23 protein-coding genes and 2 tRNA genes are annotated in these 24,915 nt (G+C 70.0%); 4 read left to right on the top strand and 21 right to left on the bottom strand.

The genetic code is table 11. The annotated features are described in order from the left end of the window. Window positions 1-55 precede the first annotated feature (55 nt). From ACFCY7_RS12525 to ACFCY7_RS12500, 6 genes are all read right to left on the bottom strand, one after another. Complete coding sequence (locus ACFCY7_RS12525) at window positions 56-733, bottom strand: class E sortase (protein ID WP_376483827.1); 678 nt, start codon at window positions 731-733, stop codon at window positions 56-58. Window positions 734-770: 37 nt separating this feature from the next. Beyond that, a complete protein-coding gene (locus ACFCY7_RS12520; RefSeq protein WP_376483825.1) occupies window positions 771-1,994 on the bottom strand; it encodes a class E sortase in 1,224 nt (407 codons plus the stop codon). After that, complete coding sequence (locus ACFCY7_RS12515; protein ID WP_376483823.1) at window positions 1,991-2,629, bottom strand: aminodeoxychorismate/anthranilate synthase component II; 639 nt, start codon at window positions 2,627-2,629, stop codon at window positions 1,991-1,993. Before ACFCY7_RS12515 ends, ACFCY7_RS12520 begins: the two co-directional genes overlap by 4 nt. Further along, the gene (locus tag ACFCY7_RS12510; protein WP_017240377.1) at window positions 2,626-2,787 is read right to left on the bottom strand and encodes a hypothetical protein; all 162 of its coding nucleotides are present in this window, start codon (window positions 2,785-2,787) and stop codon (window positions 2,626-2,628) included. Before ACFCY7_RS12510 ends, ACFCY7_RS12515 begins: the two co-directional genes overlap by 4 nt. Window positions 2,788-2,851: 64 nt before the next feature. Then, complete coding sequence (locus tag ACFCY7_RS12505) at window positions 2,852-3,550, bottom strand: class E sortase (protein ID WP_376483820.1); 699 nt, start codon at window positions 3,548-3,550, stop codon at window positions 2,852-2,854. A 23-nt stretch (window positions 3,551-3,573) separates the two neighbouring features. Further along, on the bottom strand, window positions 3,574-4,341 hold the full coding sequence (locus tag ACFCY7_RS12500) for a DUF881 domain-containing protein (protein ID WP_376483819.1): 768 nt from the start codon (window positions 4,339-4,341) through the stop codon (window positions 3,574-3,576). Between the two features lie 140 nt (window positions 4,342-4,481). Here ACFCY7_RS12500 and crgA point away from each other — a divergent pair, with 140 nt between their 5' ends. Beyond that, complete coding sequence (gene crgA / locus ACFCY7_RS12495) at window positions 4,482-4,736, top strand: cell division protein CrgA (protein WP_367822183.1); 255 nt, start codon at window positions 4,482-4,484, stop codon at window positions 4,734-4,736. Between the two features lie 291 nt (window positions 4,737-5,027). Here crgA and ACFCY7_RS12490 read toward each other — a convergent pair whose 3' ends face one another. Both ACFCY7_RS12490 and ACFCY7_RS12485 read right to left on the bottom strand, forming a co-directional pair. Then, window positions 5,028-5,912, bottom strand: a complete 885-nt coding sequence (locus ACFCY7_RS12490; RefSeq protein ID WP_376483818.1) for a rhomboid family intramembrane serine protease — start codon at window positions 5,910-5,912, stop codon at window positions 5,028-5,030. Window positions 5,913-5,934: 22 nt separating this feature from the next. Next, complete coding sequence (locus tag ACFCY7_RS12485) at window positions 5,935-6,462, bottom strand: peptidylprolyl isomerase (protein ID WP_376483816.1); 528 nt, start codon at window positions 6,460-6,462, stop codon at window positions 5,935-5,937. Between the two features lie 195 nt (window positions 6,463-6,657). Between ACFCY7_RS12485 and ACFCY7_RS12480 the strand changes: the two genes are divergently transcribed. Further along, window positions 6,658-7,368, top strand: coding sequence for a DUF5324 family protein (locus tag ACFCY7_RS12480; RefSeq protein ID WP_376483815.1), 711 nt, complete (start codon window positions 6,658-6,660; stop codon window positions 7,366-7,368). A 180-nt stretch (window positions 7,369-7,548) separates the two neighbouring features. Here the strand turns inward: ACFCY7_RS12480 and ACFCY7_RS12475 are convergent, their stop codons facing one another. Continuing rightward, on the bottom strand, window positions 7,549-7,929 hold the full coding sequence (locus ACFCY7_RS12475; protein WP_376483813.1) for a DUF6344 domain-containing protein: 381 nt from the start codon (window positions 7,927-7,929) through the stop codon (window positions 7,549-7,551). A 264-nt stretch (window positions 7,930-8,193) separates the two neighbouring features. Then, window positions 8,194-8,266, bottom strand: a tRNA-Ala gene (locus ACFCY7_RS12470). A 128-nt stretch (window positions 8,267-8,394) separates the two neighbouring features. On the opposite strand from ACFCY7_RS12470, the gene ACFCY7_RS12465 reads away from it, so the two are divergent. Further along, window positions 8,395-8,943 carry a helix-turn-helix domain-containing protein gene (locus ACFCY7_RS12465; protein WP_376483811.1) on the top strand — a complete coding sequence of 183 codons (549 nt, stop codon included), beginning with the start codon at window positions 8,395-8,397 and terminating at the stop codon, window positions 8,941-8,943. A 64-nt stretch (window positions 8,944-9,007) separates the two neighbouring features. Next, complete coding sequence (locus tag ACFCY7_RS12460) at window positions 9,008-10,363, top strand: serine/threonine-protein kinase (RefSeq protein WP_376483809.1); 1,356 nt, start codon at window positions 9,008-9,010, stop codon at window positions 10,361-10,363. Between the two features lie 100 nt (window positions 10,364-10,463). Here the strand turns inward: ACFCY7_RS12460 and ACFCY7_RS12455 are convergent, their stop codons facing one another. The 11 genes from ACFCY7_RS12455 to dnaA all read right to left on the bottom strand — a co-directional run bounded on the left by ACFCY7_RS12455 (window position 10,464) and on the right by dnaA (window position 24,642). Beyond that, window positions 10,464-11,768: a hypothetical protein gene (locus ACFCY7_RS12455; protein WP_376483807.1), complete on the bottom strand. Its 1,305-nt coding sequence runs from the start codon at window positions 11,766-11,768 to the stop codon at window positions 10,464-10,466. A gap of 106 nt (window positions 11,769-11,874) precedes the next feature. Further along, window positions 11,875-12,009: a DLW-39 family protein gene (locus tag ACFCY7_RS12450; RefSeq protein ID WP_003958712.1), complete on the bottom strand. Its 135-nt coding sequence runs from the start codon at window positions 12,007-12,009 to the stop codon at window positions 11,875-11,877. 158 nt (window positions 12,010-12,167) lie between these two features. After that, window positions 12,168-12,241, bottom strand: a tRNA-Ile gene (locus tag ACFCY7_RS12445). A gap of 99 nt (window positions 12,242-12,340) precedes the next feature. Then, entirely contained in the window at window positions 12,341-12,922 is a 582-nt protein-coding gene (locus ACFCY7_RS12440; protein WP_376483806.1) for a DUF3566 domain-containing protein, read from the bottom strand. A gap of 106 nt (window positions 12,923-13,028) precedes the next feature. After that, on the bottom strand, window positions 13,029-15,644 hold the full coding sequence (gyrA, locus tag ACFCY7_RS12435) for a DNA gyrase subunit A (RefSeq protein WP_376483804.1): 2,616 nt from the start codon (window positions 15,642-15,644) through the stop codon (window positions 13,029-13,031). A 41-nt stretch (window positions 15,645-15,685) separates the two neighbouring features. Next, window positions 15,686-17,716 (bottom strand): DNA topoisomerase (ATP-hydrolyzing) subunit B, encoded by a 2,031-nt coding sequence (gene gyrB, locus ACFCY7_RS12430; protein WP_376483802.1) that lies wholly within the window; start codon window positions 17,714-17,716, stop codon window positions 15,686-15,688. A 473-nt stretch (window positions 17,717-18,189) separates the two neighbouring features. Continuing rightward, the gene (locus ACFCY7_RS12425) at window positions 18,190-18,741 is read right to left on the bottom strand and encodes a DUF721 domain-containing protein (protein WP_376483800.1); all 552 of its coding nucleotides are present in this window, start codon (window positions 18,739-18,741) and stop codon (window positions 18,190-18,192) included. Beyond that, on the bottom strand, window positions 18,738-19,859 hold the full coding sequence (recF, locus tag ACFCY7_RS12420; RefSeq protein ID WP_376483799.1) for a DNA replication/repair protein RecF: 1,122 nt from the start codon (window positions 19,857-19,859) through the stop codon (window positions 18,738-18,740). The genes ACFCY7_RS12425 and recF overlap by 4 nt, the downstream gene beginning before the upstream one ends. Window positions 19,860-19,918: 59 nt before the next feature. Beyond that, window positions 19,919-20,797 carry a phosphogluconate dehydrogenase (NAD(+)-dependent, decarboxylating) gene (gene gnd / locus ACFCY7_RS12415; RefSeq protein ID WP_026058396.1) on the bottom strand — a complete coding sequence of 293 codons (879 nt, stop codon included), beginning with the start codon at window positions 20,795-20,797 and terminating at the stop codon, window positions 19,919-19,921. Between the two features lie 110 nt (window positions 20,798-20,907). Next, the gene (gene dnaN, locus ACFCY7_RS12410; protein ID WP_015034855.1) at window positions 20,908-22,038 is read right to left on the bottom strand and encodes a DNA polymerase III subunit beta; all 1,131 of its coding nucleotides are present in this window, start codon (window positions 22,036-22,038) and stop codon (window positions 20,908-20,910) included. 819 nt (window positions 22,039-22,857) lie between these two features. Then, window positions 22,858-24,642: a chromosomal replication initiator protein DnaA gene (dnaA, locus tag ACFCY7_RS12405; protein WP_376483796.1), complete on the bottom strand. Its 1,785-nt coding sequence runs from the start codon at window positions 24,640-24,642 to the stop codon at window positions 22,858-22,860. Between the last annotated feature and the right edge of the window lie 273 nt (window positions 24,643-24,915).

The following is a 24,915-nucleotide window of genomic DNA, read 5'->3' as shown; positions in this document are numbered from 1 at the left end:
ATCCGGATCGGATGCCGGGGCTCTCCCGTTCGGCGCGTTCTCCGTGCCCGCCCGCTCAGCGCAGCTCCGCCGGTGGGGTGCGGTCGCGGTCGACCTTCTCGGCGCGTTCCAGCTCGCCCCAGACGATGTAGCGGTAGTCCGAGGTGTACATGGGGGTGCAGGTGGTCAGCGTGATGTAGCGGCCGGGCTTGGTCTTGCCCGACTCCTCGGGGACGGGCTGGAGGACGTCGACGTTGTACTTCGTCGTCTCGGGCAGGGTCTTGTAGACCTTGTAGACGTACCAGGTGTCCTTGGTCTCGAAGACGATCGGGTCCCCGGTCCTCAGCTTGTGGATGTTGTGGAACTTGGCGCCGTGCCCGTCCCGGTGCGCGGCCAGCGTGAAGTTGCCCTGCTTGTCCTGCGGGAGCGCGGACTTGATCGGGTCGGTGTAGTAGCCGGCGACGCCGTGGTTGAGGACGTCGGTGCCGGTGCCCCGCTTCACCAGGACCTCGCCGTCGTCCATGGCGGGGACGTGGAGGAAGCCGATGCCGTCCTTGGTGTCGAGCGCGCCGGGGCCCTGGTCGGCCCACTGGTCGCGGACCTGGGCGCCGTCCTTGTCGGCGGCGCGGTCGGCGAGGACGTTGGTCCACCACAGCGAGTAGACGACGAACAGCCCGAGCACCAGGCCCGCTGTGATGAGGAGTTCGCCGAAGGCGCTGATGAGCCCGGCGATCCGGTTGCGCGCGCGTGCCACTAGGTCGTCCCGTCGTCCCGTCCGGAGGTGTGGGGTCTCAGCCTACGAGCGCTTCCGGCTTTCCCTTGCTGCGCGGGCGTTCCTCGACCAGCTTGCCCCACACGATCATGCGGTACGTGCTGGTGAACTCGGGCGTGCAGGTGGTCAGCGTGATGTAGCGGCCGGGCTTGGTGAAGCCCGAGCCCTTCGGGACCGGTTCGATGACCGAGATGTTCGACGGCGAGGTCTGCGGCAGGATGCTGGCCATCTCGTACGTGTAGTACGCGTCCTGGGTCTCGACGACGATCGGGTCGCCGGGGTTCAGCTGGTTGATGTAGCGGAACGGTTCGCCGTGCGTGTTGCGGTGGCCTGCGACGGCGAAGTTGCCCTGCTCGTCGGCGGGCATGGCCGTCTTGAGCTTGCCCTCGCCGTAGTGGCCGACCATGCCCTTGTCGAGGACCTTGGCCTTGCTGATGCCTTCGGCGATGGGGGCGACGACGTCCAGCTTGGGGATGTACATGATGGCGAAGCCCTCGCCGGGCTCGAACGCCCCGGGCTTGTCGTCGTCGTTCTTCTTGCCGGCGTCGCCCTTGGCCCAGGTGTCCTCGATCTGCGCCTTGGCCCGGTCGGTCTCCTGGCCGGCGAGGACGTTCGTCCACCACAGCTGATAGGTGACGAAGAGGAGCATGACGACACCGAGGGTGATGAAGAGTTCGCCGACGACCCGGCTGGCGACGACGCCGACGCTGTCCTTGGCGGCGCGGGCGGCGCGGCGGGCCTCGACGCGGGAGAGGGGTCGGGCCTCGGCGGGTGCCTCCGCGGCGGCCGCGGGCGCGGCGCCCCGGCTCCTGCCGCGGCCTCCCTTGGCGGCAGCACGGCGCCGCTCGGCACGTCCGGGCCCGGGAAGGGGCTCCACGGCCCGTAGGGCCATCGTCTCGTCGCGCCGGGCCCGCGGGGGCTCCACGGGCTCCTCCGCGGCGTACGGCTCGTCCACGGCCTCGTACGGGGCCTCGTAAGCGGGCTCGTACGGGGTCGCCGGCTCGGGCGTGTACGGAGTCGCCGGCTCGGGCGCGTACGACGGCTCGTAGGCCGAAGGCTGCGACTCATAAGCCGACGGCTGCGGCTGCGGCTCGTAAGCCGACGGCTGCGGCTCATAGGCCAACGGCTGCGGCTGCGGCTGCGGCTCGTACGGGGCGGGCTGCCCGTACCCGTACGGGTCTGCGGGTATCGGCTCGGGTTCCGGTGCGTCCGACGCGCGGAACCACGGCGAGCCCGCCGTCACGCGACGGCCTTGCCCACCACCGGCGCGAGCCCTGCCGACCGGCCGACCGCCCCCTTGTCGCCGCACTGCTCCAGCCAGTTGGCGAGCATCAGGTGACCGTGCTCGGTGAGGACCGACTCGGGGTGGAACTGGACGCCTTCGACGGGAAGTTCGCGGTGGCGGAGGCCCATGATGATGCCGTCCTCGGTCCGCGCGGTGACCTCGAGCTCGGCCGGCAGCGCGGCGGGCTCGGCGGCCAGCGAGTGGTAGCGGGTCGCGGTGAACGGCGACGGCAGGCCGGTGAAGACGCCCTGGCCCTCGTGCGTGACGAGCGAGGTCTTGCCGTGCAGCAGCTCGGGGGCCCGGTCGACGACGCCGCCGTACGCCACGGCCATCGACTGCATGCCGAGGCAGACGCCGAAGACGGGCACACCGGTGGCGGCGCAGTGCCTGACCATGTCGATGCAGACCCCGGCCTGCTCCGGGGCGCCCGGGCCCGGCGAGAGCAGGACGCCGTCGAAGCCGTCCTGGGCGTGGCTCAGCTCGACCTCGTCGTTGCGGAGGACCTCGCACTCGGCGCCGAGCTGGTAGAGGTACTGAACGAGGTTGAAGACGAAGCTGTCGTAGTTGTCGACGACGAGAATTCGCGCGCTCACTGGCCGTCCACCGTCACATCGTTGAACGGAAGCAGCGGCTCCGCCCAGGGGAACACGTACTGGAAGAGGACGTAGACGACCGCGAGGACCAGCACGATCGAGAGCAGCGCACGTACCCACGCGTTGCCCGGCAGATGCCGCCAGATCCAGCCGTACATGACGTCGACCGCCCCTTCCGTTCGTTACGGGGACCAGAGTACGGGTCGCCGGGGCCGTCCAGGGTCAGCTGTCCAAAGCCTGTGGACGACCGTCGGTCACCGGCTGGGTGGCGTCGAGGTGCGCCCAGACGACCAGCCGGTGGCTGCTGCCCCACTCGGGGTCGCAGGTGGTGAGGGTGAGGTAGCGGCCGGGCCCGTCGAAGCCGGACTTCCCGGGTACGGGGTCGACGACGGCGACGTCGCCGGGCACGGTCCGGTAGGGGCCGCGGTCGATCCGGTACGTGAACCAGGTCGTCCCGTCGGTGAGGACGACCGCGTCGCCGGGGCGCAGCCGCGGGAAGTCCTTGAAGGGGTCGCCGTAGGTGCGGCGGTGGCCGGCGACCGCGAAGTTGCCGGTCGCGCCGAGTCGCCCGCCGGCCGCGTAGTGCCCGAGGCCCTTCTTGAGGACGCCGGTCCCGGTGCCTTCGAGGACGGGCCACTTCCAGTCCGCGCCGAGCCGGGGGACGTACATGACGGCGATGCCCTTGCCGGGGACGTACGGCGGCGCCACGCGCGCGGGTGCGGGTGCGGGTCCGGGTGCGGCCGGGGCGGCGGTGGCCGGGAGGGGGGCGGCCGCCCATTCCCGCTGGAGGGTGTCGATCTGGGCGGCGCCGGCGATGCCGGCCTGGACTCCGGTCCAGTACAGGACGTACACGACGAAGAGGACGATGAGGGTGCCGACGGTGAGGCACAGCTCGCTGAAGGTCCTCACGACGAGACGCAAGCGGCCCTCCCGCTCTCCCGCTGTCAGCTCACCGGCTGCGCGTAGTGGAGGTCCACTGTGCCCGAGTAGCCGGGAAGAGTCACCGCCTTGTGCTCGTCGACTTTCCAGCCGAGCCCGTACGCCTTCACGTACAGCTGGTAGTTCTGGATCGCCGGGGACTCCGCGAGCGCCTTCGCCAGCTTCCCGCGGTCGCCGACGGCGGTGACCTTGTACGGGGGCGAGTAGACGCGGCCCTGGAGGATCAGGGTGTTGCCGACGCAGCGCACGGCGCTGGTGGAGATGAGGCGCTGGTCCATGACGCGGATGCCCTCGGCGCCGCCCTGCCACAGCGCGTTGACGACGGCCTGGAGGTCCTGCTGGTGGATGACCAGGTCGTTCGCCTGCGGCTCGGGGTAGCCGGGGGCGGCCTGGGCGTTGGGCGGGGCGTCGTTGAGGGTGACGGTGAGGCCGGGGCCTTCGACCTCGGTGGTTCCCGCGGCCGCTTCGAGGGCGTCGAGTTTCGCGTCCTCCGCGCGGGTGGATCCGTCGTCGCGTGCGGCGAGGGCGTCGACCTCGGAGCGGAGGGCGGCGGTGGACTCGTCGAGGCCGGCGTTCTTGTGGCTGCGTTCCTCGATCAGGTCGGACAGCCTGAGCAGGGAGGCGTCCGTGCGGATGTTGGTGCCCTTGGCGGTGTTGAAGCTGGTGACGAAGATCAGTCCGGCCAGGGCGAAAACGGCAAGGGTCAGCACCCGGACGGGGCGCCACCTCGTGGTGCGACCCGGCCTTTCGGGAGTGTCGGCGGAATTGCTCAACGTACCCTGATCCCCTTCGGTGCCGCGGAACCACTACGCTAACGGACGCCCGGGGGACGCAGTCGTCCTCCTTCGTCACATCCCGGCGCCAGCCACAGTTCCCTGCGCGGTCACGCAGCGCATCGACAGGAGAGTCCCTCGTGCCGAAGTCACGGATCCGCAAGAAGGCCGACTTCACGCCCCCGCCTGCCAAGCAGGCCACCAACATCAAGCTGACGAACCGCAGCTGGGTGGCGCCCGTGATGTTGGCGTTGTTCGCCATCGGGCTGGTGTGGATCGTGGTCTTCTACGTCACCGACGGCTCCCTGCCGGTCGAGTCGATCCGGAACTGGAACATCGTGGTGGGCTTCGGCTTCATCGCGGCCGGCTTCGGCGTCTCCACGCAGTGGAAGTAGCGGCGTAGCGGCCGTACCGGCTGCTCGTCAAGCTCTCCCCTGAACTTATCCACAGCGTTGTGCACAGCACTGGATAACTTACGAAGATCTGTGGATAACTCACACGGGGTTGACGCCGGTATGACCGGAATCACCCTTCGCGCAATGCGCTGCGCCCCTCGCCTACCTGGAGAAACACCAGGTCAGAACCGAGGGGCGCAGTCTTTCCCCAAGGCCCGGGATAGATTCGCCACACTCTGTGGATAACTCTGGGGAAAGCTCACAGAAGAGCTCTTCCGCAGCCCTGTGCGCTCAGGTGAGCGCAGCGGAGCGTGCGAGCACGATCCCCAGGTTGATCACCAGCACCGCGCCGCAGGCCGCGTACTGCACGAGGTCCCTGCGGGCCCGGGGCGCGTGCACCATCGCGTACGTGACGAGGGCGCCGGCGACCAGGCCGCCGACGTGTGCCTCCCAGGAGATCCCCGGTCGGGTGAAGGTCATCAGCAGCGACAGGGCCACGAACAGGACCACCGGCCGCATGTCGTGGCGCCGCCTGCGGGCGAGCACCACCCAGGCGCCGATCAGGCCGTAGACGATGCCGGAGGCGCCGAGCGAGGGCTGGTTGGGCTCGGCCAGCAGATAGGCCAGGACACAGCCCGAGAGCCCGGAGAGCAGGCACAGCGCCGCGAACCGGATCCGGCCGAGCTCGGGCTCGACGATCCCGCCGATCACCCACAGCCCGAGCACGTTGAAGAGGATGTGCCAGACCGCCTGGTGCAGGACGGCAGCGGTCAGCAGCCGGTACCACTCGCCGTCCGCGACGCCGACGACCTCGCCGAGCACCGGGCTGTAGGCGTAGCCGATGAGCTCCAGCTCGGCGACGAGCCGGTCACCGACCAGCAGCACCGCCAGGAAGACCGCGAGGTTGATCCCGATGAGGATCTTGGTGACGAGGCGGTCGTCCGCCGCCACCCGGCCGCCCGCGAGCGTCCGCGGCTGGTTGGCGTCGGCCGCGTGGCCGGTCCCCGAGCCGTTGCGCACGCAGTCGGGGCACTGGAAGCCGACGGACGCGGAGATCATGCACTCGGGGCAGATCGGCTTCTCGCAGCGCGTGCAGCGGATGCCGGTCTCGGTCTCCGGATGGCGGTAGCAGCGCGGCGGGCCGGCGTGCGGTGTCCCGGAAGGTCGCGGGTCCATGGGAGGTGCCGTCCCTTCCGCCTCAGCGCTTCTCGATCACCACGGACTCGACGACCACGTCCTGGACCGGACGCTCGGTGTGCGGGTCGGTCGCGGTGGCCGCGATGGCGTCCACGACCTTCCGGCTCTCCTTGTCCACGACCTCGCCGAAGATGGTGTGCTTGCGGTTCAGCCAGGTCGCCGGGGCGACGGTGACGAAGAACTGCGAACCGTTGGTGCCGGGGCCGGCGTTGGCCATGGCCAGCAGGTAGGGGCGGTCGAAGAAGAGCTCCGGGTGGAACTCGTCGGCGAACTCGTAGCCGGGGCCGCCGGTGCCGTTCCCCAGCGGGTCGCCGCCCTGGATCATGAAGCCCTTGATCACCCGGTGGAAGGCCGTGCCGTCGTAGAGCGGGTCCGAGGAGACCGTGCCGGTGGCGGGGTGCGTCCACTCGCGCTCGCCGGTGGCGAGTTCGACGAAGTTCCGGACCGTCTTCGGGGCGTGGAACGGCATCAGCCGCACCTCGATGTCGCCCAGGCTCGTCTTGAGGATCGCGTACTGCTGCTCGGCCACGGTCGCCTTCCGTCCACATCGGGTCGCGTCATGTCACGTCTGTCTGGCGAGTCCGATCCTCGCATGCCCCGGTCGCCGGACCGCCATGCCCCGGATGCCCGCCCCGCATGCCGGACCACGATCCGAGGGGCATGATTCCGAAAAGGATGGAAAGGTGAAAAACCGACATCGTCGCCACCGAGGAGGAGGAATCCCGTGACCCGCATGGAGAGCGTGCGCGCCGCGACAGATTCGGCGAAGGAGAGCGTCCTGCACGCCGCGGAAGTGGTGGCGCCGTACGCCGGCACGGCCAAGGACCAGGCCACGCACTACGCGCACGAGGCGCGTGTCGCGCTCGCGCCGAAGGTCTCGAAGGCCGCTCGAGTGTGCCGAACACAGGCTCGTGCGCAGTACGACTCGTATGTCGCACCGCATGTACCGCCGCGGGTCGACGCGGCCGCACAGCGTGCGGCGGTCAAGACCCGCCAGGCCGCCCGTCAGGCAGCCGACTACACCGTTCCGCGTGTCGAGCACGCGGTCGCCGCGACCGGTCCCGTCCTCGAGGAGGCCGGGTCGCGTTCCACCGCCGCCTGGGCCGCACTGCGCGGTCAGGTGACGCCGAGGGAAATCCAGAAGATCGTGAAGAAGCACGAGCGCCGGGCCAAGGCCGGACGCCTCGCCAAGGGACTGCTCGTCCTCGGCTTGGTGGTCGGCGGCATCTTCGCCGCCTGGATGTGGTGGGACAAGCAGGCCAATCCCGACTGGCTGGTCGAACCGCCCGCTCCCACCGAAGTGGACGAGGAGGGGACCGTACTGACGTCCGTCGACGACAGTGGCAGTTCCCTCGACCCCGAGGTGGAGGCCAAGGAGACCGAGGCCGAGGCCGAAGCCGAGGCCGACCCCACCGAGCGCGACAAGCGTCGCTGACCGACCGGGGTCCTGCTGGGTGATGCCGAGATCCTGCGAAGCCGGATCCTGCTGGGTGTTGCCGAGATCCCGCTGAGCGAGATCCTGCGAAGCCGGGTCCTGCGAGGTGCCGCCGGTCCTGCCGGAGCGATGCCGAGCGGAGTACGGGTGCGGGGAGTAAGCGTGTCGTCTCCCCGCACCTCACGCCGCCGCTGCGGCGAGGGCGAGGTCCGTCAGCGCGGCCGGGTCGGTCTCGGTCACGGCCGTGGCGGACGACCGCTGGCGCGCGGCGGGGGAGGAACCGTGGGCCTCGGCCGCGATGCGCTGCTTGATGGTGGGCGGCAGCGAACGGTCGCCGGCGAGCGGCCACCGGTGCGTCCGCTGTGCCGGTACGGAGGCGAGCGCCCGCTCGCCCGTGGTGGCGGGTGCGAGGGCGGCGGCGGGGCCGGCCGGCTCCTCGGGCTGCTGCACGGCGGGCTGCTGGGCCGCGGCGGCGGTGCCCGCCAGGCCGACGGAGGCGAGCAGGGCGAAGAGGACGGAGATGAAGGCGGTCCAGAACTGCTTGACCTTGGCGGTGGCCATGGCCCCTCACTTTCGTGACGTTCTCGGATGGTTCATTTCGGATTGCGCGTTTTTCGTACCTTCCTCATGATGTGGACCAGCGCCCGTTTTCCGCGGACCGACGCCACCGCCCCGCAGTTCTTCCGATGAACACCACCCGTACGGACCAGCACGGGCCCCTCGGCACGGGGCTCCGCCGCCGTCCACCGTCGGGCCGGCCCGGAGAACAGGGCAAAAAAATCCCCCCCGACCGCGTTTCCGCAGGTCGAGGGGGATTTTTCCGAGTGGAGCCTAGGGGAGTCGAACCCCTGACATCTGCCATGCAAAGACAGCGCTCTACCAACTGAGCTAAGGCCCCGGAACGAGGACAGCGTACCCGGTCACCCCCCATGTCCGGCAAAAGGATTGGGACTCCCGGTCGGCGACCACTCTCCGTAAGATGCTGACCAGGTTCGCAGTGGCGAACCGCAGGGATGGGGAGAAGTGATGGACACAGCGCAGCAGGAAGCCACGGCAAGAGCCAGAGAGCTTCAGCGCAGTTGGTACGGGGAGCCGTTGGGGGCGCTCTTCCGCCGACTGATCGACGACCTCGGGCTCAACCAGGCCAGGCTCGCGGCCGTGCTCGGGCTCTCCGCGCCCATGCTGTCCCAGCTGATGAGCGGCCAGCGGGCCAAGATCGGCAACCCCGCCGTCGTCCAGCGCGTCCAGGCCCTCCAGGAGCTCGCCGTCCAGGTCGCCGACGGCAGCGTCAGCGCCGCCGAGGCCACCGACCGGATGGACGAGATCAAGAAGTCCCAGGGCGGCTCCGTGCTCACCAGCGCGAATCAGCCCACCCCCGGTTCGGGCGCTCCGACCGTGCGCCGGGTGGTCCGTGAGATCCAGTCCCTGCTGCGCTCCGTGGCCGCCGCGGGCGACATCATCGACGCGGCCGACTCCCTCGCCCCCGCCCACCCGGAACTGGCAGAGTTCCTCCGGGTGTACGGCGCCGGGCGCACCGGGGACGCGGTCGCGCACTACGAGTCGCACCAGAACTGACGCGGTTCCCGGCAACCGGGCCGGCACCGCCGAGAGACGACGCACGGGGAGCGGGCGCAGCGCGATGGGTGAGGTCTTCGCTGGTCGGTACGAGCTGATCGACCCGATCGGACGCGGTGGAGCGGGCGCGGTGTGGCGTGCCTGGGACCACCGGCGCCGCCGTTACGTGGCGGCCAAGGTGCTCCTCCAGAGCGACGCGCACACGCTGCTGCGCTTCGTCCGCGAGCAGGCGCTGCGGATCGACCATCCGCACGTCCTCGCCCCGGCCAGCTGGGCCGCCGACGACGACAAGGTCCTCTTCACCATGGACCTGGTGGCCGGCGGCTCCCTGGCGCACGTGATCAACGACTGCGGCGCGCTGCCGCCCCGTCTCGTCTGCACCCTGCTCGACCAGCTGCTCTCGGGTCTGGCCACGGTGCACGCCGAAGGCGTCGTCCACCGGGACATCAAGCCCGCCAACATCCTCATGGAGGTCACGGGGGCGGGCCGACCTCACCTGCGGCTGTCCGACTTCGGCATCTCCATGCGCAAGGGCGAGCCGCGGCTCACCGAGACCAACTACGTGGTGGGGACGCCCGGTTATTTCGCGCCCGAGCAACTCATGGGCGCCGAGCCGGACTTCACCGCCGACCTGTTCGCCGTCGGCCTGGTCGCGCTCTATCTTCTCCAGGGCCGCAGGCCGGACTCCCAGGCCCTGGTCGAGCACTTCGTCGCCCACGGCACCCCGGGCGCCCCCGAGGGCATTCCGGAACCGCTGTGGCAGGTGCTCGCCGGGCTGCTCCAGCCCGACCCCCAGGCCCGGTTCAGGACGGCCACGGGCGCGCGCAAGGCGCTGAGCGCAGCCGTCGAGATGCTCCCCGAGCCCGCTCCCGGCGAGCAGCCGATCGAGATCCGCGACCAGCTCGGCCCGCTGCCCGCCGGCTTCGGTCCGCTGGGCCCGACGGGCCCCGCCGCACCTGAGGCCCCCGCCGACCGGACCTCCTCCTCCGACGCCGTGCCGTCGTCGGCGGCCGCTCCCTCCGCGTCCCCTCCTGTGCCCGCGCCCGGCACCGGCCCCGTACCGACCCAGCAGCAGCCCGCGCAGCCGCAGGCACAGCCCTACCAGCAGCCCCGGCCACATCCCGGGTTCCAGCCCCAGCCGGTGCCGGTCGCCTCCGAGACGGGCAGCTTCCACCTGCCCCCGCCGGTCCCGCATCCGGCCCCCTCCCTCGACCAGGCGCCCACATCGGCGGCCCCGTACGGACAAGCCCCTACTCATCCATACACCGCTCGACCCGATCAGGTTCCCGGTCTTCGGGCCGCCCCCGCGGCCCCCGCCCCGGTACGCCGACCGGGACCGCCCCCGAAGGTGACGGTCCCGGTACTCCTGCTCGCGCTCGTCTGCCTCGCTGTCGGCTTCTGGGCCCTCACCCAGACCTGAGGCCGCTCCGAGACGTCCCGAGGGCTGCTCCGAGCAGTTCTGAGGCCGCTCTGAGCCGTCCCGAGCCGCTCCAGTGGCCTCCTGCCGCTCCGGTGGCCTCCTATGCCGCCGCTCGCCTCCGTGCCAGCAGCGTCCAGGCGCCGAGCCCGAGCAGCAGCACGGTGCCGCTGCCGATCCCGGCCGCCGCGAGGATCTGCATGGAGTCGCTCCGCTCTGCCTGCTCCGCGGCCTGCGCGCCGCTCGCCCCGCTCGCGGCCGCGTCCCGGTCCCCGGCGGTCACCGCGAACGGGCCGGGGTCGCCGTCGTACCCGGGACCGGTCTTCGGGGCGCCCATGAGGTTGACCCGCAGCGTCAGCGGGACCGGCTTGTCCCCGTACGCCTTGGCGATCTCCGGGTTGAGCGTGGCCGACAGGTAGTACCAGCCGGCGAAGCGCATGCCGCTCGTGGCCTCGTCGTACGCGGTGCGGTTCTCGTGGGCCACCGGCCGCTGCGGGCCGAGGGCGACGGTCGCGGGCTTCCCGTTGTAGCTTCCGCTGTTCTCGTCGACGTGCCCGAGCGCCGGGTTCTCCAGGGAGAGCACGAGGGCGTAACTGACGTACTCGTCGGCGGCGGCGCTGCTGCCGAGCTCGGCGGTGGCGTAGAGCTGCTGCCCCCAGTCGACGGGCACCCGGTAGAAGAGCGTCTGACCGGGCCGGATGTCCGACCTCCACTCGCCCTGCGTCAGCGAAGCCGCGTCATGGACGCCCGCGCCGCCCTGACGCTGCTTGGGGCCGCCCGTCGGGGGTGCGGGGGTGCCGGAGGGCCAGGCCTCCGGGAGCGCGGTCGGACCGGCCTTCTTGAGCAGCGGCTCGGACAGGTGCCGGACCTCCAGCTCCCAGTCGTCGGGGGAGGACGTCGCCTTGGACTCCCGCTCGACCGACACGTAGAAGGCGCCGGCCTTCTGGCAGGTGGAGCTGTCCGCGTCGATGATGCGGCGGGCGTACGCGGCGAGGGGGCGCGGGTAGGCGGACGACTCGAAGCCGATCTGCTGGTAGCCGCACTCCGTCCCGGTGCCGTCCTGCATGCTCACCCGGAAGCCGTCGCCGTAGTCGACCTTGCCGCCGGCCTTCGGGACGGCGACGACGGAGACGTACGCGTTCCGCTTGTCGTCGAGATCGACCCGGTAGTAGACCTTGCCGTCCTTCTTCAGGGTGCCGCGGTAGGTCGCGCCGACCTTCAGCTGCGGCGCGTCCGAGCTCGAAGCGGCCCCCTGGACGCGCTGGGCCGAGCCGTCGAAGGTGTACGGCGGGAGGGCGGGCCCTTCGGCCGCCTGCGCCTGCCCGGGCAGCGCCGCCACGGCGCCCACCGCGGCGGCCGCCGTGAGCAGGGCCCCCGCCCTCCGGCCGAAGCCGGCCTGCGTCTTCACACGAGCTCCTTCTCTCCACTCAAGCAAGTGATCGCATTGCTCAGGCAAAGCAAAGCCCCGGCCCGCTCTCGCGCGGCCGGGGCTTCACCCACAGACGGTCTTCGTCTCAGACACCGGAACCTGCGGGCACGGAGTCGGTCGCCTCCGTCCACAGGTCCTGCTCGGCGCGATCCGCCTGGATCTGGCGGTACACGAGGAGCCCGCCGATGGCGGCCAGTGCGACCAGGAGAAGCTTCTTCACCGCGCGACCTCGTCTTTCGTTGACGTAGGAGACTTCTGACGCCCACTCTACACATCGACCGATACCGATCGGTGACCTGTGCGAGCTTCAAACCTCCAGCCGACCCCGGACAAACAAATCGACCCGGACGGAGGAACCGTCCGGGTCGATCTTCACTGTGGGGCTAACAGGATTTGAACCTGTGGCCTCATCCTTATCAGGGATGCGCTCTAACCAACTGAGCTATAGCCCCGCCGCGCTTTGCGGTGTGTGTCCCGCGCGCTGACTCCTGAACATTAGCGCACGTGGGGGCCAGTCCCAAAATCCGAATCCCGGGACGGCCCCCCGCGGCCTATTCGTCCTCGGCGAGCGTGAGCTCGACACCGCCCACGAAGCCTGCCGACAGGTTGTAGATGAACGCGCCCAGCGTCGCCAGGGCGGTCATCAGGACCACGTCGATCACGGCGATCACCGAGGTGAACATCAGCACCCGCGGCAGCGACAGGAACGACTGCAGGTCGAAGCCGTTGGACTCGTTCGAGCCCGTGGCCTCGCTGATCGTGCCGCCGACCGTCGAGAAGACGCCCATGGCGTCCATGACCATCCACAGCACCGCCGCGGCCACGACCGTGCAGATGCCCAGTGCGATGGAGAGCAGGAAGCTCACCTTCATCACCGACCACGGATCGGCCTTGGCCACCCGCAGCCGCGCCTTGCGCGTACGGGGCGTCGTGCGCGCCCCCGTACGCGGCCGGCGCACGGCACCGGTCTGACCGCCCGCCGTACCGCCCGCCCGCCCGGCCGGCGCCGGAGCGCCGTACGCCTGCGGAGGGTGGTACGCGCCGCCCTGCTGCTGCGCTCCCGCGCGCTCGCCGGGCAGCGGCCCGTTGTACGTCTCGTACGACGAGGGCTGCTGCCCCCGAGTGTCCGTCACCGCAACCCCCTGGGAGTCCGTGGCGGGGCCACGGGCGCCGTTCGCTCCAGCACCAGCAGAAGCTCCGGCGGCCGCCGATCCGGCGCCCGTGGCTCCACTCACGCTCTTACTCCTCGTGCTCCCCGGCCGAGGGCTCCGTGCCCTCTGCCTCGCCTGCCTCGGCTTCGACCACCGCTGCCTCGGTCGCCTCGACGGCGCCCTCGACATCGTCGTCGACGTCATCGTCGTCGCTGCCGGCCTCGGCGTTCCGTGCGATGCCGACGACGGCATCGCGCTTGCCCAGGTTGATCAGCTGGACGCCCATGGTGTCACGGCCGGTCTCCCTGACTTCGTTGACTCGCGTACGAATCACACCGCCGGACAGCGTGATGGCGAGGATCTCGTCGGTCTCCTCGACCACCAGCGCGCCCACGAGCGAACCACGGTCCTCCACGATCTTGGCGGCCTTGATACCCAGGCCGCCTCGACCCTGGACGCGGTACTCGTCGACGGGGGTGCGCTTCGCGTACCCGCCGTCGGTCGCGGTGAAGACGAAAGTACCGGGCCGGACGACATTCATCGAGAGCAGTTCGTCGTCCTCGCGGAAACTCATGCCCTTGACGCCCGACGTGGCACGTCCCATCGGACGCAGCGCGTCGTCCGTGGCGGTGAAGCGGATCGACTGCGCCTTCTTGCTGACCAGCAGCAGATCGTCCTCGGAGGAGACCAGCTCGGCGCCGATCAGCTCGTCGTCGCTGCCGTCCTCCCGCTCGCGCAGGTTGATGGCGATGACGCCGCCCGAGCGGGGCGAGTCGTAGTCCTTCAGCGCGGTCTTCTTCACCAGGCCGGCCTTGGTGGCGAGCACCAGGTACGGCGCGGCGTCGTAGTCGCGGATCGCCAGGATCTGGGCGATCTGCTCGTCCGGCTGGAAGGCCAGCAGGTTGGCCACGTGCTGGCCGCGCGCGTCCCGTCCGGCGTCCGGCAGCTCGTACGCCTTGGCCCGGTAGACCCGGCCCTTGTTGGTGAAGAAGAGCAGCCAGTGGTGGGTGGTGGAGACGAAGAAGTGGTCGACGATGTCGTCCTGCTTCAGCTTCGTGCCCCGCACGCCCTTGCCGCCGCGCTTCTGCGAGCGGTAGTCCTCGGTCTTCGTCCGCTTCACGTAGCCACCGCGCGAGATGGTGACGACGATGTCCTCCTCGGCGATCAGGTCCTCGATGGACATGTCACCGTCGAAGGGCACGAGCTTGGAGCGGCGGTCGTCGCCGAACCGCTCGACGAGGGCGGCGAGTTCCTCGCTGACGATCGACCGCTGGCGCTCCGGCGAGGCCAGGATCGCGTTGTACTCGTTGATCTTCGCCTGGAGCTCGTCGTGCTCGGCGACGATCTTCTGGCGCTCCAGGGCGGCGAGCCGGCGGAGCTGCATCTCCAGGATCGCGTTCGCCTGGATCTCGTCGATCTGCAGCAGGTCCATCAGGCCGCCGCGGGCGACCTCGACCGTCTCGCTGCGCCGGATGAGCGCGATGACCTCGTCGATGGCGTCCAGGGCCTTGAGGAGGCCGCGCAGGATGTGGGCGCGCTCCTCGGCCTTGCGCAGCCGGAACTTCGTCCGGCGGACGATGACCTCGATCTGGTGCGTCACCCAGTGGCGGATGAACGCGTCGAGCGAGAGGGTGCGCGGCACGCCGTCGACGAGCGCCAGCATGTTCGCGCCGAAGTTCGTCTGCAGGTCGGTGTGCTTGTACAGGTTGTTCAGGACGACCTTGGCGACGGCGTCGCGCTTGAGCACGATGACCAGGCGCTGGCCGGTCCGCGACGAGGTCTCGTCGCGGACGTCGGCGATGCCGCCGACCTTTCCGTCCTTCACCAGGTCGGCGATCTTCTGCGCGAGGTTGTCGGGGTTGGTCTGGTACGGCAGTTCCGTGACCACCAGGCACTGGCGGTTGTGGATCTCCTCGACCTCGACGACCGCGCGCATCGTGATCGAGCCACGGCCGGTGCGGTACGCCTCCTCGATGCCCTTGCGGCCGACGACGAGCGCGCCGGTCGGGAAGTCGGGGCCCTTGATCCGCTCGATCAGCGCGTCGAGGAGCTCCTCGTGGCTGGCGTCGGGGTGCTCGAGCGCCCACTGCGCACCGGCCGCGACCTCGCGCAGGTTGTGCGGCGGGATGTTGGTCGCCATGCCGACCGCGATGCCGGCGCTGCCGTTGATCAGCAGGTTCGGGAAGCGGGACGGCAGGACCGTCGGCTCCTGGTTGCGGCCGTCGTAGTTGTCCTGGAAGTCGACGGTCTCCTCGTCGATGTCCCGGAGCATCTCCATCGACAGCGTCATGAGCTTGCACTCGGTGTAACGCATGGCGGCGGCCGGGTCGTTGCCCGGGGAGCCGAAGTTGCCGTTGGAGTCGACCAGCGGCATGCGCATCGACCAGGGCTGGGCGAGGCGGACGAGCGCGTCGTAGATCGAGGAGTCGCCGTGCGGGTGGTACGTACCCATGACGTCACCGACGACGCGGGCGCACTTGTAGAAGCCCTTCTCGGGCCGGTAGCCGCCGTCGTACATCGCGTACAGCACGCGCCGGTGGACGGGCTTGAGGCCGTCACGGACGTCGGGCAGCGCGCGGGACACGATGACGGACATCGCGTAGTCGAGGTACGAGCGCTGCATCTCGGTCTCGAGCCCGACGGGCTCGATCCGCAGCGCGGGCTCCTGCTCTTCGGTGGTGCCAGGGGTGTTTTCGTCGGCCATTGCTGGTCGTCAGTCCTTTCGTACGGTCAGCTGGGACCGACTCAGATGTCGAGGAAGCGAACGTCCTTGGCGTTGCGCTGGATGAACGAGCGCCGCGCCTCGACGTCCTCGCCCATCAGCACCGAGAACAGGTCGTCGGCCTGGGCCGCGTCGTCCAGGGTGACCTGGCCGAGAACGCGGTGCTCGACGTCCATCGTGGTGACGCGCAGCTCCTCGGCGTTCATCTCGCCGAGACCCTTGAAGCGCTGGATCGAGTCTTCCTTGATCCGCTTGCCGTTCTGCTTGCCCAGCTCGACGAGCGCGTCCCGCTCCCGGTCCGAGTACGCGTACTCGAAGTCGTCCCGGCCCCACTTGATCTTGTAGAGCGGCGGGCGCGAGAGGTAGACGTGGCCGGCCTCGACCAGCGGCCGCATGAAGCGGAAGAGGAACGTCAGCAGCAGGGTGTTGATGTGCTGACCGTCGACGTCGGCGTCCGCCATCAGGATGATCTTGTGATAGCGGAGCTTCTCGATGTCGAAGTCCTCGTGCACACCGGTGCCGAAGGCGGAGATCAGCGCCTGGACCTCGGTGTTCTGCAGGATCTTGTCGACGCGGGCCTTCTCGACGTTCAGGATCTTGCCGCGGATCGGCAGGATGGCCTGGTACATCGGGTTGCGGCCGGACTTGGCCGAGCCGCCGGCGGAGTCACCCTCGACGATGAAGATCTCGCACTTGGCGGGGTCGTTCGACTGGCAGTCGGACAGCTTGCCCGGCAGCGACGCCGACTCCAGGAGGCCCTTGCGACGGGTCAGGTCGCGCGCCTTGCGCGCGGCCACGCGCGCGGTGGCGGCCTGGATCGACTTGCGGATGATGTCCGCGGCCTCGTTCGGGTTGCGGTCCAGCCAGTCGTTGAGGTGCTCGTAGACCGCCCGCTGGACGAAGGTCTTGACCTCCGTGTTGCCCAGCTTGGTCTTGGTCTGGCCCTCGAACTGCGGCTCGCTCAGCTTGACCGAGATGATCGCCGTCAGACCCTCGCGGATGTCGTCGCCCGTGAGGTTGTCGTCCTTCTCGCGGAGCAGCTTCTTGTCGCGCGCGTACTTGTTGATCAGCGAGGTCAGCGCCGCACGGAAGCCCTCCTCGTGCGTGCCGCCCTCGTGGGTGTGGATGATGTTGGCGAACGAGTAGACGCCCTCGCTGTAGCCGCTGTTCCACTGCATCGCGACCTCGAGGGACAGGTTCTTGTCCTTGTCCTCGGCGTCGAGGTCGATCACGGTGGGGTGGATCAGCTCGCCCTTGCGCGAGTTGAGGTACTTCACGAAGTCGACGATGCCGCCCTCGTAGTGGTACCTGACCGTGCGCGCGGTCGCCTCGGCGGCCGCCTCGGCGTCCGGGTCGTCGGCGCCGACGGTCGCCTTCGCGGACTCGCGCTCGTCGGTGAGCGTGATCGTGAGGCCCTTGTTGAGGAAGGCCATCTCCTGGAAGCGCCGCGAGAGCGTCTCGAAGGAGTACTCGGTCGTCTCGAAGATGTCCGGGTCGGCCCAGAAGGTCACCGACGTGCCGGTCTCGTCGGTCGCCTCGTGCTGGGCGAGCGGCGCCGTCGGGGCGCCCATCTTGTAGTCCTGCGTCCAGCGGTGGCCGTCCGTCTTGATCTCGACGGAGACCTTGGTGGACAGGGCGTTCACGACCGACACGCCGACACCGTGCAGACCGCCGGAGACGGCGTAGCCGCCGCCGCCGAACTTGCCGCCCGCGTGCAGCACGGTCAGCACGACCTCGACGGCCGGCTTGCCCTCGGAGGCCACGATGCCCACCGGGATGCCGCGGCCGTTGTCGACGACGCGTACCGCGCCGTCGGCCAGGATCGTCACGTCGATGGTGTCCGCGTGCCCGGCCAGGGCCTCGTCGACGGAGTTGTCGACGACCTCCTGCACCATGTGGTGCAGACCGCGCTCACCGGTCGAGCCGATGTACATGCCAGGGCGCTTGCGCACGGCATCCAAGCCTTCGAGGACCTGGATGTTGCTGGCGGTGTACTGGTTGTTCTCGTTGGGGTCGCCGGAATCGGCCACGAAGCGCCCTTTCTGGCACAGCACAGGCCGTTCTCCGGGCATACGGGAGCGGCTGCGTCGTTCGACTTGTTCCGCAGGGTGGCGGGATTGTCTCCCAGTCTACCGGTAGCGCCGACAGTCATGGGGGTTTGCCGGTACCTGAGTCCGCATGTGCCGCCCTGCGCGGGCGCGAGACGACTCCCCATATCCAGATAGGGGCTTCAGACGCCCCTGACGGCCACCCAGCGCTTCGGGCCGTAGCGCGCAGTGGGCAAGTCCTCCGCCGCGTCGTGAACGACTCCGCCGCCACGTCGTGGGCGACCCCGCCGCCGCGTCGTGGGCATACGTTCCGCAGGGGCGGAACGGGTGGGCACGACGCCCACGCGCAACGGCGTCCTTCCGCCCGGACCCGCGCCCTACGCGCCCGAAAAGCCCACCGGGCACCAAGCCGCAAGCGAGCCCCGAAAACGGCCGCCCGGCACCCTGGCCGCACGCGCCCGCCCCTGGCCGCCCGGCGCCTAGCCGTACGTGTCTCCGGGCCCGACGCTGCCAGGCGCCCTCAGCGGCCCGTACCCCCGCCGCGGCGCCCCCGGCCCGAGGACCTTGATCATTCGCACGGTCCCGTGCCCCAGGTCCTCGTTCAGCCGCGCGACGAGCGTCGGCGCGAGCAGCCGCAGCTGCGTCGCCCACGCCGTCGAGTCGCACTGCACGGTCAGCACCCGCGCGTCCGGCTCGTCGTCGAACTTCAGCGGTACGCAGTGCTTCGCCAGGTCCTCGCCGACGATCTGCGGCCAGCGGCCCATGACCCCGCCCACCGCCGCGGGCGTCTCCCAGCCGCGCTCGGTGATCAGCCGGTTGATCGCGGCGCCGAGCGCCATCGGGTCGCGGCCGTCGGCGCGGGCGCCGGAGCGCAGTCCGCCGCCCCGCCGGGCCTGCTTCTTCTGCTGGGCGGCCGCGCCCCGCGCCTTCGCCTGCTCCTTGGCGGCGCGCAGCGCGACCCGCGCGAGGTCGACGCCGGAGTGCTCGGGGACGGCGGGCGCCGCCGCCTTGTCCACAGGCTGTTCGCTCATACCCGCTCCACCGTTCCGCCGGCCACCCCGTACCGCGTGCCCGCGAGGACGCCCGGCACGTCGTCGTCCACCGCGGCCGTCACGAGGACCTGCTCGCCGTCCGCGACCAGCTCCGCGAGCCGCTCGCGCCGCCGCGCGTCGAGTTCGGCGAAGACGTCGTCGAGGACGAGGACCGGTTCGTTGCCCTCGGAGCGGAGCAGGTCGTACGAGGCCAGCCGCAGCGCCAGCGCGTACGACCAGGACTCGCCGTGGCTCGCGTACCCCTTCGCGGGCAGGTCGCCGAGCTTGAGCAGCAGCTCGTCCCGGTGCGGTCCGACGAGCGTGACGCCCCGCTCGATCTCCTGCTTGCGGACCTCGGCGAGGGCGGCGATCAGCTGCTCGTACAGCTCCTCGCGGGTGTGCCCGGTGCCCGGCGCGGAGGGCCGGTACTCCAGGAGGATCGGGCCGCCGCCGGGGGCGAGCTGCTCGTACGCCTTGTCGGCGAGCGGCTGCAGTACGCCGATGAGGTCGAGGCGCTGGGCGAGCAGCTCGGCGCCCGCCCTGGCCAGGTGCTGGTCCCAGACGTCGAGGGTCGACAGGTCCATGCCGCGGCCGCCGTGCCTGCGGGCCATGGCCGCCGACTTCAGGAGCGTGTTGCGCTGCTTGAGCACGCGCTCGTAGTCGGAGCGCACGCCCGCCATGCGCGGCGTGCGGGCCGTGATCAGTTCGTCGAGGAAGCGCCGGCGCTCGCCGGGGTCGCCCTTCACCAGGGCGAGGTCCTCGGGCGCGAACAGCACGGTCCGTACGATGCCCAGCACGTCACGCGGTCTGACCTGCGAGGACCTGTTGATGCGGGCGCGGTTGGCCCGGCCCGGGTTGAGTTCGAGCTCCACCAGCTGGGAGCGCTCGCCCTGGGTGACGGCGGCGCGGATGACCGCGCGCTCCGCCCCCATCCGGACGAGCGGGGCGTCGGACGCGACGCGGTGGCTGCCGAGCGTCGCCAGATAGCCGACGGCCTCGACCAGGTTGGTCTTGCCCTGGCCGTTGGCGCCCACGAAAGCGGTGACGCCCGGGTCGAGCGGAACCTCGACCCGGGCGTACGAGCGGAAGTCGGCCAGCGAGAGATGCGTGACGTGCATGGTGGGCGCCGACCTTCTTCCCCCGGCGGCTGTGCACCGCGGGGTGCACAGCCTGTGGATTACTTCTTCGTCTCGACCGCGTGGCCACCGAACTGGTTGCGCAGCGCGGCGATCATCTTCATCTGCGGGGAGTCGTCCTGCCGCGAAGCGAACCGCGCGAACAGCGACGCGGTGATCGCCGGCAGCGGTACGGCGTTGTCGATGGCGGCCTCGACCGTCCACCGGCCCTCGCCGGAGTCCGACGCGTAGCCGCGCAGCTTGTCCAGGTGCTCGTCCTCGTCCAGCGCGTTCACCGCGAGGTCCAGCAGCCAGGAACGGATGACCGTGCCCTCCTGCCAGGAGCGGAAGACCTCGCGCACGTCGGTGACGGAGTCGACCTTCTCCAGGAGCTCCCAGCCCTCGGCGTAGGCCTGCATCATCGCGTACTCGATGCCGTTGTGGACCATCTTCGCGAAGTGGCCGGCGCCGACCTTGCCCGCGTGGACCGAGCCGAACTCGCCCTCGGGCTTGAGGGCGTCGAAGATCGGCTGGACCCGCGCGACGTCCTCGGCGGAGCCGCCGTACATCAGCGCGTAGCCGTTCTCCAGGCCCCAGACGCCGCCGGAGACGCCGCAGTCGACGAACCCGATGCCCTTGGCGGCGAGCTCCTCGGCGTGCTTCTCGTCGTCGGTCCAGCGCGAGTTGCCGCCGTCCACGACGATGTCGCCGGGGGAGAGCAGATCGGCCAGCTCGTCGATGGTGGACTGGGTCGCGGCACCGGCCGGGACCATGACCCACACGACGCGCGGACCCTTGAGCTTGCCCACAAGTTCTTCGAGGCTGTGGACATCGGCGAGGTCCGGGTTGCGGTCGTATCCGATGACGGTGTGGCCTGCGCGGCGGATGCGCTCGCGCATGTTGCCGCCCATCTTGCCGAGACCGACGAGACCGAGCTCCATCAGAGATTCCTTAAGCGTCGTGTGCGGTTTACCCGGGTCCGAGCCTACGCCCGGACCCGGGTGCACACCTGTGGGGTCAGCCGCTCAGGCGATGCCCCGAAGAACCGGTATCAACCGGACAGACGAACCGGCATGATCAGGTACTTGTACGCCTCGTCCGCCTCGGCGTCCAGGGCGGGCTTGCCGCTCAGCAGGGCCGGCTTCGTGGAGGTCGTGAAGGAGAGCTGGGCGACCGGGGAGTCGATGGCGCTCAGGCCGTCGAGCAGGAAGGTCGGGTTGAAGGCGATCGAGATGTCGTCGCCCTCCAGCTGCGCGTCCACACGCTCCACAGCCTGTGCGTCGTCGCTGGAGCCGGCCTCCAGGATCAGCACGCCCTGCTCGAAGCTCAGCCGGACCGGGGTGTTGCGCTCGGCCACCAGGGCCACGCGCTTCACGGCCTCGACGAAGGGGGCGGTCTCGATCACCGCGACCGAGTTGAACTCGGTGGGGAAGAGCGTCCGGTACTTCGGCAGGTCGCCTTCGAGCAGCCGGGTCGTGGTGCGGCGGCCCGCGCCCTCGAAGCCGATGAGGCCCTCGCCCTTGCCGGAGCCGGAGAGCGCCAGGGTGACCGTGTCGCCGCTGGTGAGCGCCTTGGCGGTGTCCAGGAGGGTCTTCGCGGGCACCAGGGCGACCGCGGAGGCGTCCGGGGACTCCGGCTTCCACAGGAACTCGCGGACCGCGAAGCGGTAGCGGTCGGTGGAGGCCAGCGTGACCGTGTCGCCCTCGATCTCGATGCGCACACCGGTGAGGACGGGCAGCGTGTCGTCACGGCCGGCGGCGATGGCCACCTGGGCGGCGGCGGAGGCGAAGACCTCACCGGGGACGGTGCCGGTCGCGGTGGGCATCTCCGGCAGAGCCGGGTACTCCTCCACAGGCAGGGTGTGGAGGGTGAAGCGGGAGGAGCCGCAGACGACGGTCGCCCGTACACCGTCTGTGGAAATCTCCACCGGACGGTTGGGGAGGGCGCGGCAGATGTCGGCGAGCAGTCGGCCGGAGACGAGGACGGTGCCGTCCTCCTCGACCTCCGCCTCGACGGAGACCCGGGCCGAGACCTCGTAGTCGAAGCTCGAGAAGCTCAGCGCGCCGTCCTCGGCCTTCAGCAGAAGGCCCGCGAGGACGGGAGCCGGCGGACGGGCGGGGAGGCTGCGGGCCACCCAGGCCACCGCCTCGGCAAGTACGTCGCGCTCCACCCGGATCTTCACCGGAACCGCCTCCTGCTTGTTGCTGGCTCTTCGTCGACTGCGGGAACCAGTCTGACGTACGCCGCCGACACTCGGTGCTGCTCGGGGTCAAGTCGCGACGAGAGCGCGTCGGAGCTCCGGCGCCGAGTTGTGCACAGGCCCCACTTCGAAGCGGATTCCTAGCTAACTCTAAGTGGGAGTAGTAGTAGGGCCTGTGGAAACGGTGGATAACGTCGTTTTCGCAGGTCAGGCCCAGTTTTTTGTCCACCGACCCTGTGGGTGGAACCCGTGGAAAACCAGGGGTATCTGTGGACACGGGAAAGTTCTGCACACCCCATACACAGGCCACGGGGAGTTCTCCCCAGCGCTGTCCCCAGCTTTCCCCAGGTTCCCCACAGCCCAAACGTCTCCCTTGGTGTGACCGCTTTCACTCGACCCGGTGAGTGGGGTCGTTTTGTTGCCGAACAGTGGACAGCGGTGTGGAGAAGCTGTGGGCAACCAGCCGTCCCCTGTGGGCAGCCAGTGGACAACCTTCCGGACCCCCTGTGGACAAAAGATTTATCCACAGGCTGTGGGGATCGTTTGCCAACAATTCCACAGGGTCCTGACCTGGGGTGATGGTCTGTCAACAGCACCGCCTGTGGACACGTTCCGGATAACTCGACAGTCCCCACCCTGTGGACGGGAGATCATCCCCCAATCTGTGGAGAACCTGCCAGCGGAACGGAGCAATCGAACGGCGGGCACGCGTCCCCCGGCCCGCCGCCGGTCCCCGGGAACGCCGAAGGGCGCTCCGGGAGGTGTCCCGGAGCGCCCTTCGGAGGCCGTAGAGGCCCCGCGTCAGCCGTTCTTGATGCGGTTCGTGAGCTCGGTGACCTGGTTGTAGATGGAGCGCCGCTCCGCCATCAGGGCGCGGATCTTGCGGTCCGCGTGCATCACCGTCGTGTGGTCCCGGCCGCCGAACTGCGCGCCGATCTTCGGCAGCGACAGGTCCGTGAGCTCACGGCACAGGTACATGGCGATCTGCCGGGCCGTCACCAGCACGCGGCTGCGCGAGGATCCGCAGAGGTCCTCCACCGTCAGACCGAAGTAGTCCGCCGTGGCCGCCATGATCGCGGGCGCGGTGATCTCCGGCGAGCTGTCCTCGCCGCCGGGGATCAGGTCCTTGAGGACGATCTCGGTGAGCCCCAGGTCCACCGGCTGCCGGTTGAGGCTCGCGAAGGCCGTCACCCGGATCAGCGCGCCCTCCAGCTCGCGGATGTTCCGGGAGATCCGCGAGGCGATGAACTCCAGTACCTCCGGCGGGGCGTTGAGCTGCTCCTGCACCGCCTTCTTGCGGAGGATCGCGATGCGCGTCTCCAGCTCCGGCGGCTGCACGTCGGTGGTGAGGCCCCACTCGAAGCGGTTGCGCAGCCGGTCCTCCAGGGTCACCAGCTGCTTGGGCGGCCGGTCGGAGGAGAGCACGATCTGCTTGTTCGCGTTGTGCAGGGTGTTGAAGGTGTGGAAGAACTCCTCCTGCGTCGACTCCTTGCTCGCCAGGAACTGGATGTCGTCGACGAGCAGGATGTCCACATCGCGGTAGCGCTTGCGGAACGCGTCGCCCTTGCCGTCGCGGATCGAGTTGATGAACTCGTTGGTGAACTCCTCGGAGCTCACGTACCGCACGCGCGTGCCCGGGTAGAGGCTCCGCGCGTAGTGTCCGATCGCGTGCAGCAGGTGGGTCTTGCCGAGCCCCGACTCCCCGTAGATGAAGAGCGGGTTGTACGCCTTGGCCGGCGCTTCGGCCACCGCCACGGCGGCCGCGTGCGCGAACCGGTTCGAGGAACCGATGACGAAGGTGTCGAAGAGGTACTTGGGGTTGAGCCGCGCGTGCTGCTCGCCCGGAGCGCCGGCCCCGCCGCCCTGGCCGGACGACGACGGGCCGTGACCACCGGGGCCGCCCACGGGACCGGGAACCGGACCGCCGCCCGGCCGGGGGCCGGGACGGGCGCCGTGGTTCTGCGGGTCGGGCAGCTCGGCCCGCTCGGGCCGCTGCTGCTCGTAACCCCGCGACGGCTCGTCGTAGCGGGGCTGCCGCGACTGGTCCGGTCCGGTGTACGGGGCACGCTCCTGGTAGCCGCCGACCCGCGGCTGCTGCCAGGAGAGGTCCTCCTGGGTGCGCGGCCAGGCGCCGGGGTCGGGCCGCTGCTGTCCGTAGTCCGGATAGGCGGGGCGGGCCGTGGGCAGGCCGTCGCCGGGCATCGGCCGGTGGCCGTACCCGTCGTACTTCTCGTACGGCTCGGGCTGCGCGCGCTCGTCGTAGCGGGGCGGCTGCGGCTGCTGTGCCGCGGGCGCGGGCGGCGTCGGCTCGCCGACGGAGTCGTCGACGGTGATCGCGATCCGGATCGGCCGGCCGCACTCACGGCTGAGCGTCTCGCTGATCAGCGGGGCGAGCCGGCCTTCGAGGACGCGCTTGCCCCATTCGTTCGGCACCGCGAGGAGCGCCGTGTCCGCGACCAGGGCGAGCGGCTGGCAGCGCTCGATCCACTGCTTGTCCTTGGACTCGATGCCCGGCTGGCCGTCGGCGAGAAGCTGCTCGAGGACCCGTGGCCACACTGCGGCAAGATCGGCAGGTACGTCAGCCACAGGGCACGCTTTCTCGCAGGTCCCCACGATGGTGTGGTTCTCGGGGGACAGTGGGTCGAAGTCCGTGAGGACGTGTCCGTTGAGGACAGGTGGGACAGAACGGCAAAAGATTGTGGAGACCGTCCACGGTAGTCGGGCCGCCTGACGTGGTTCAAGTTGTTGTCCACAGCCTGTGCACAATGGGGGGTGGCGACAAGTCGGTTTGACCGGATGGCGTAGCCGCGCGTACCGTAACCAGGTCGAGTTGTCGATGGCTGCTGCCGCCTGCCTCCG

It is taken from the genome of Streptomyces sp. NPDC056361, assembly GCF_042262805.1.
Lineage (GTDB): Bacteria > Actinomycetota > Actinomycetes > Streptomycetales > Streptomycetaceae > Streptomyces.
Note: the sequence above shows the minus strand (reverse complement) of the source record. Positions and strands in the feature narration are given on the sequence as shown.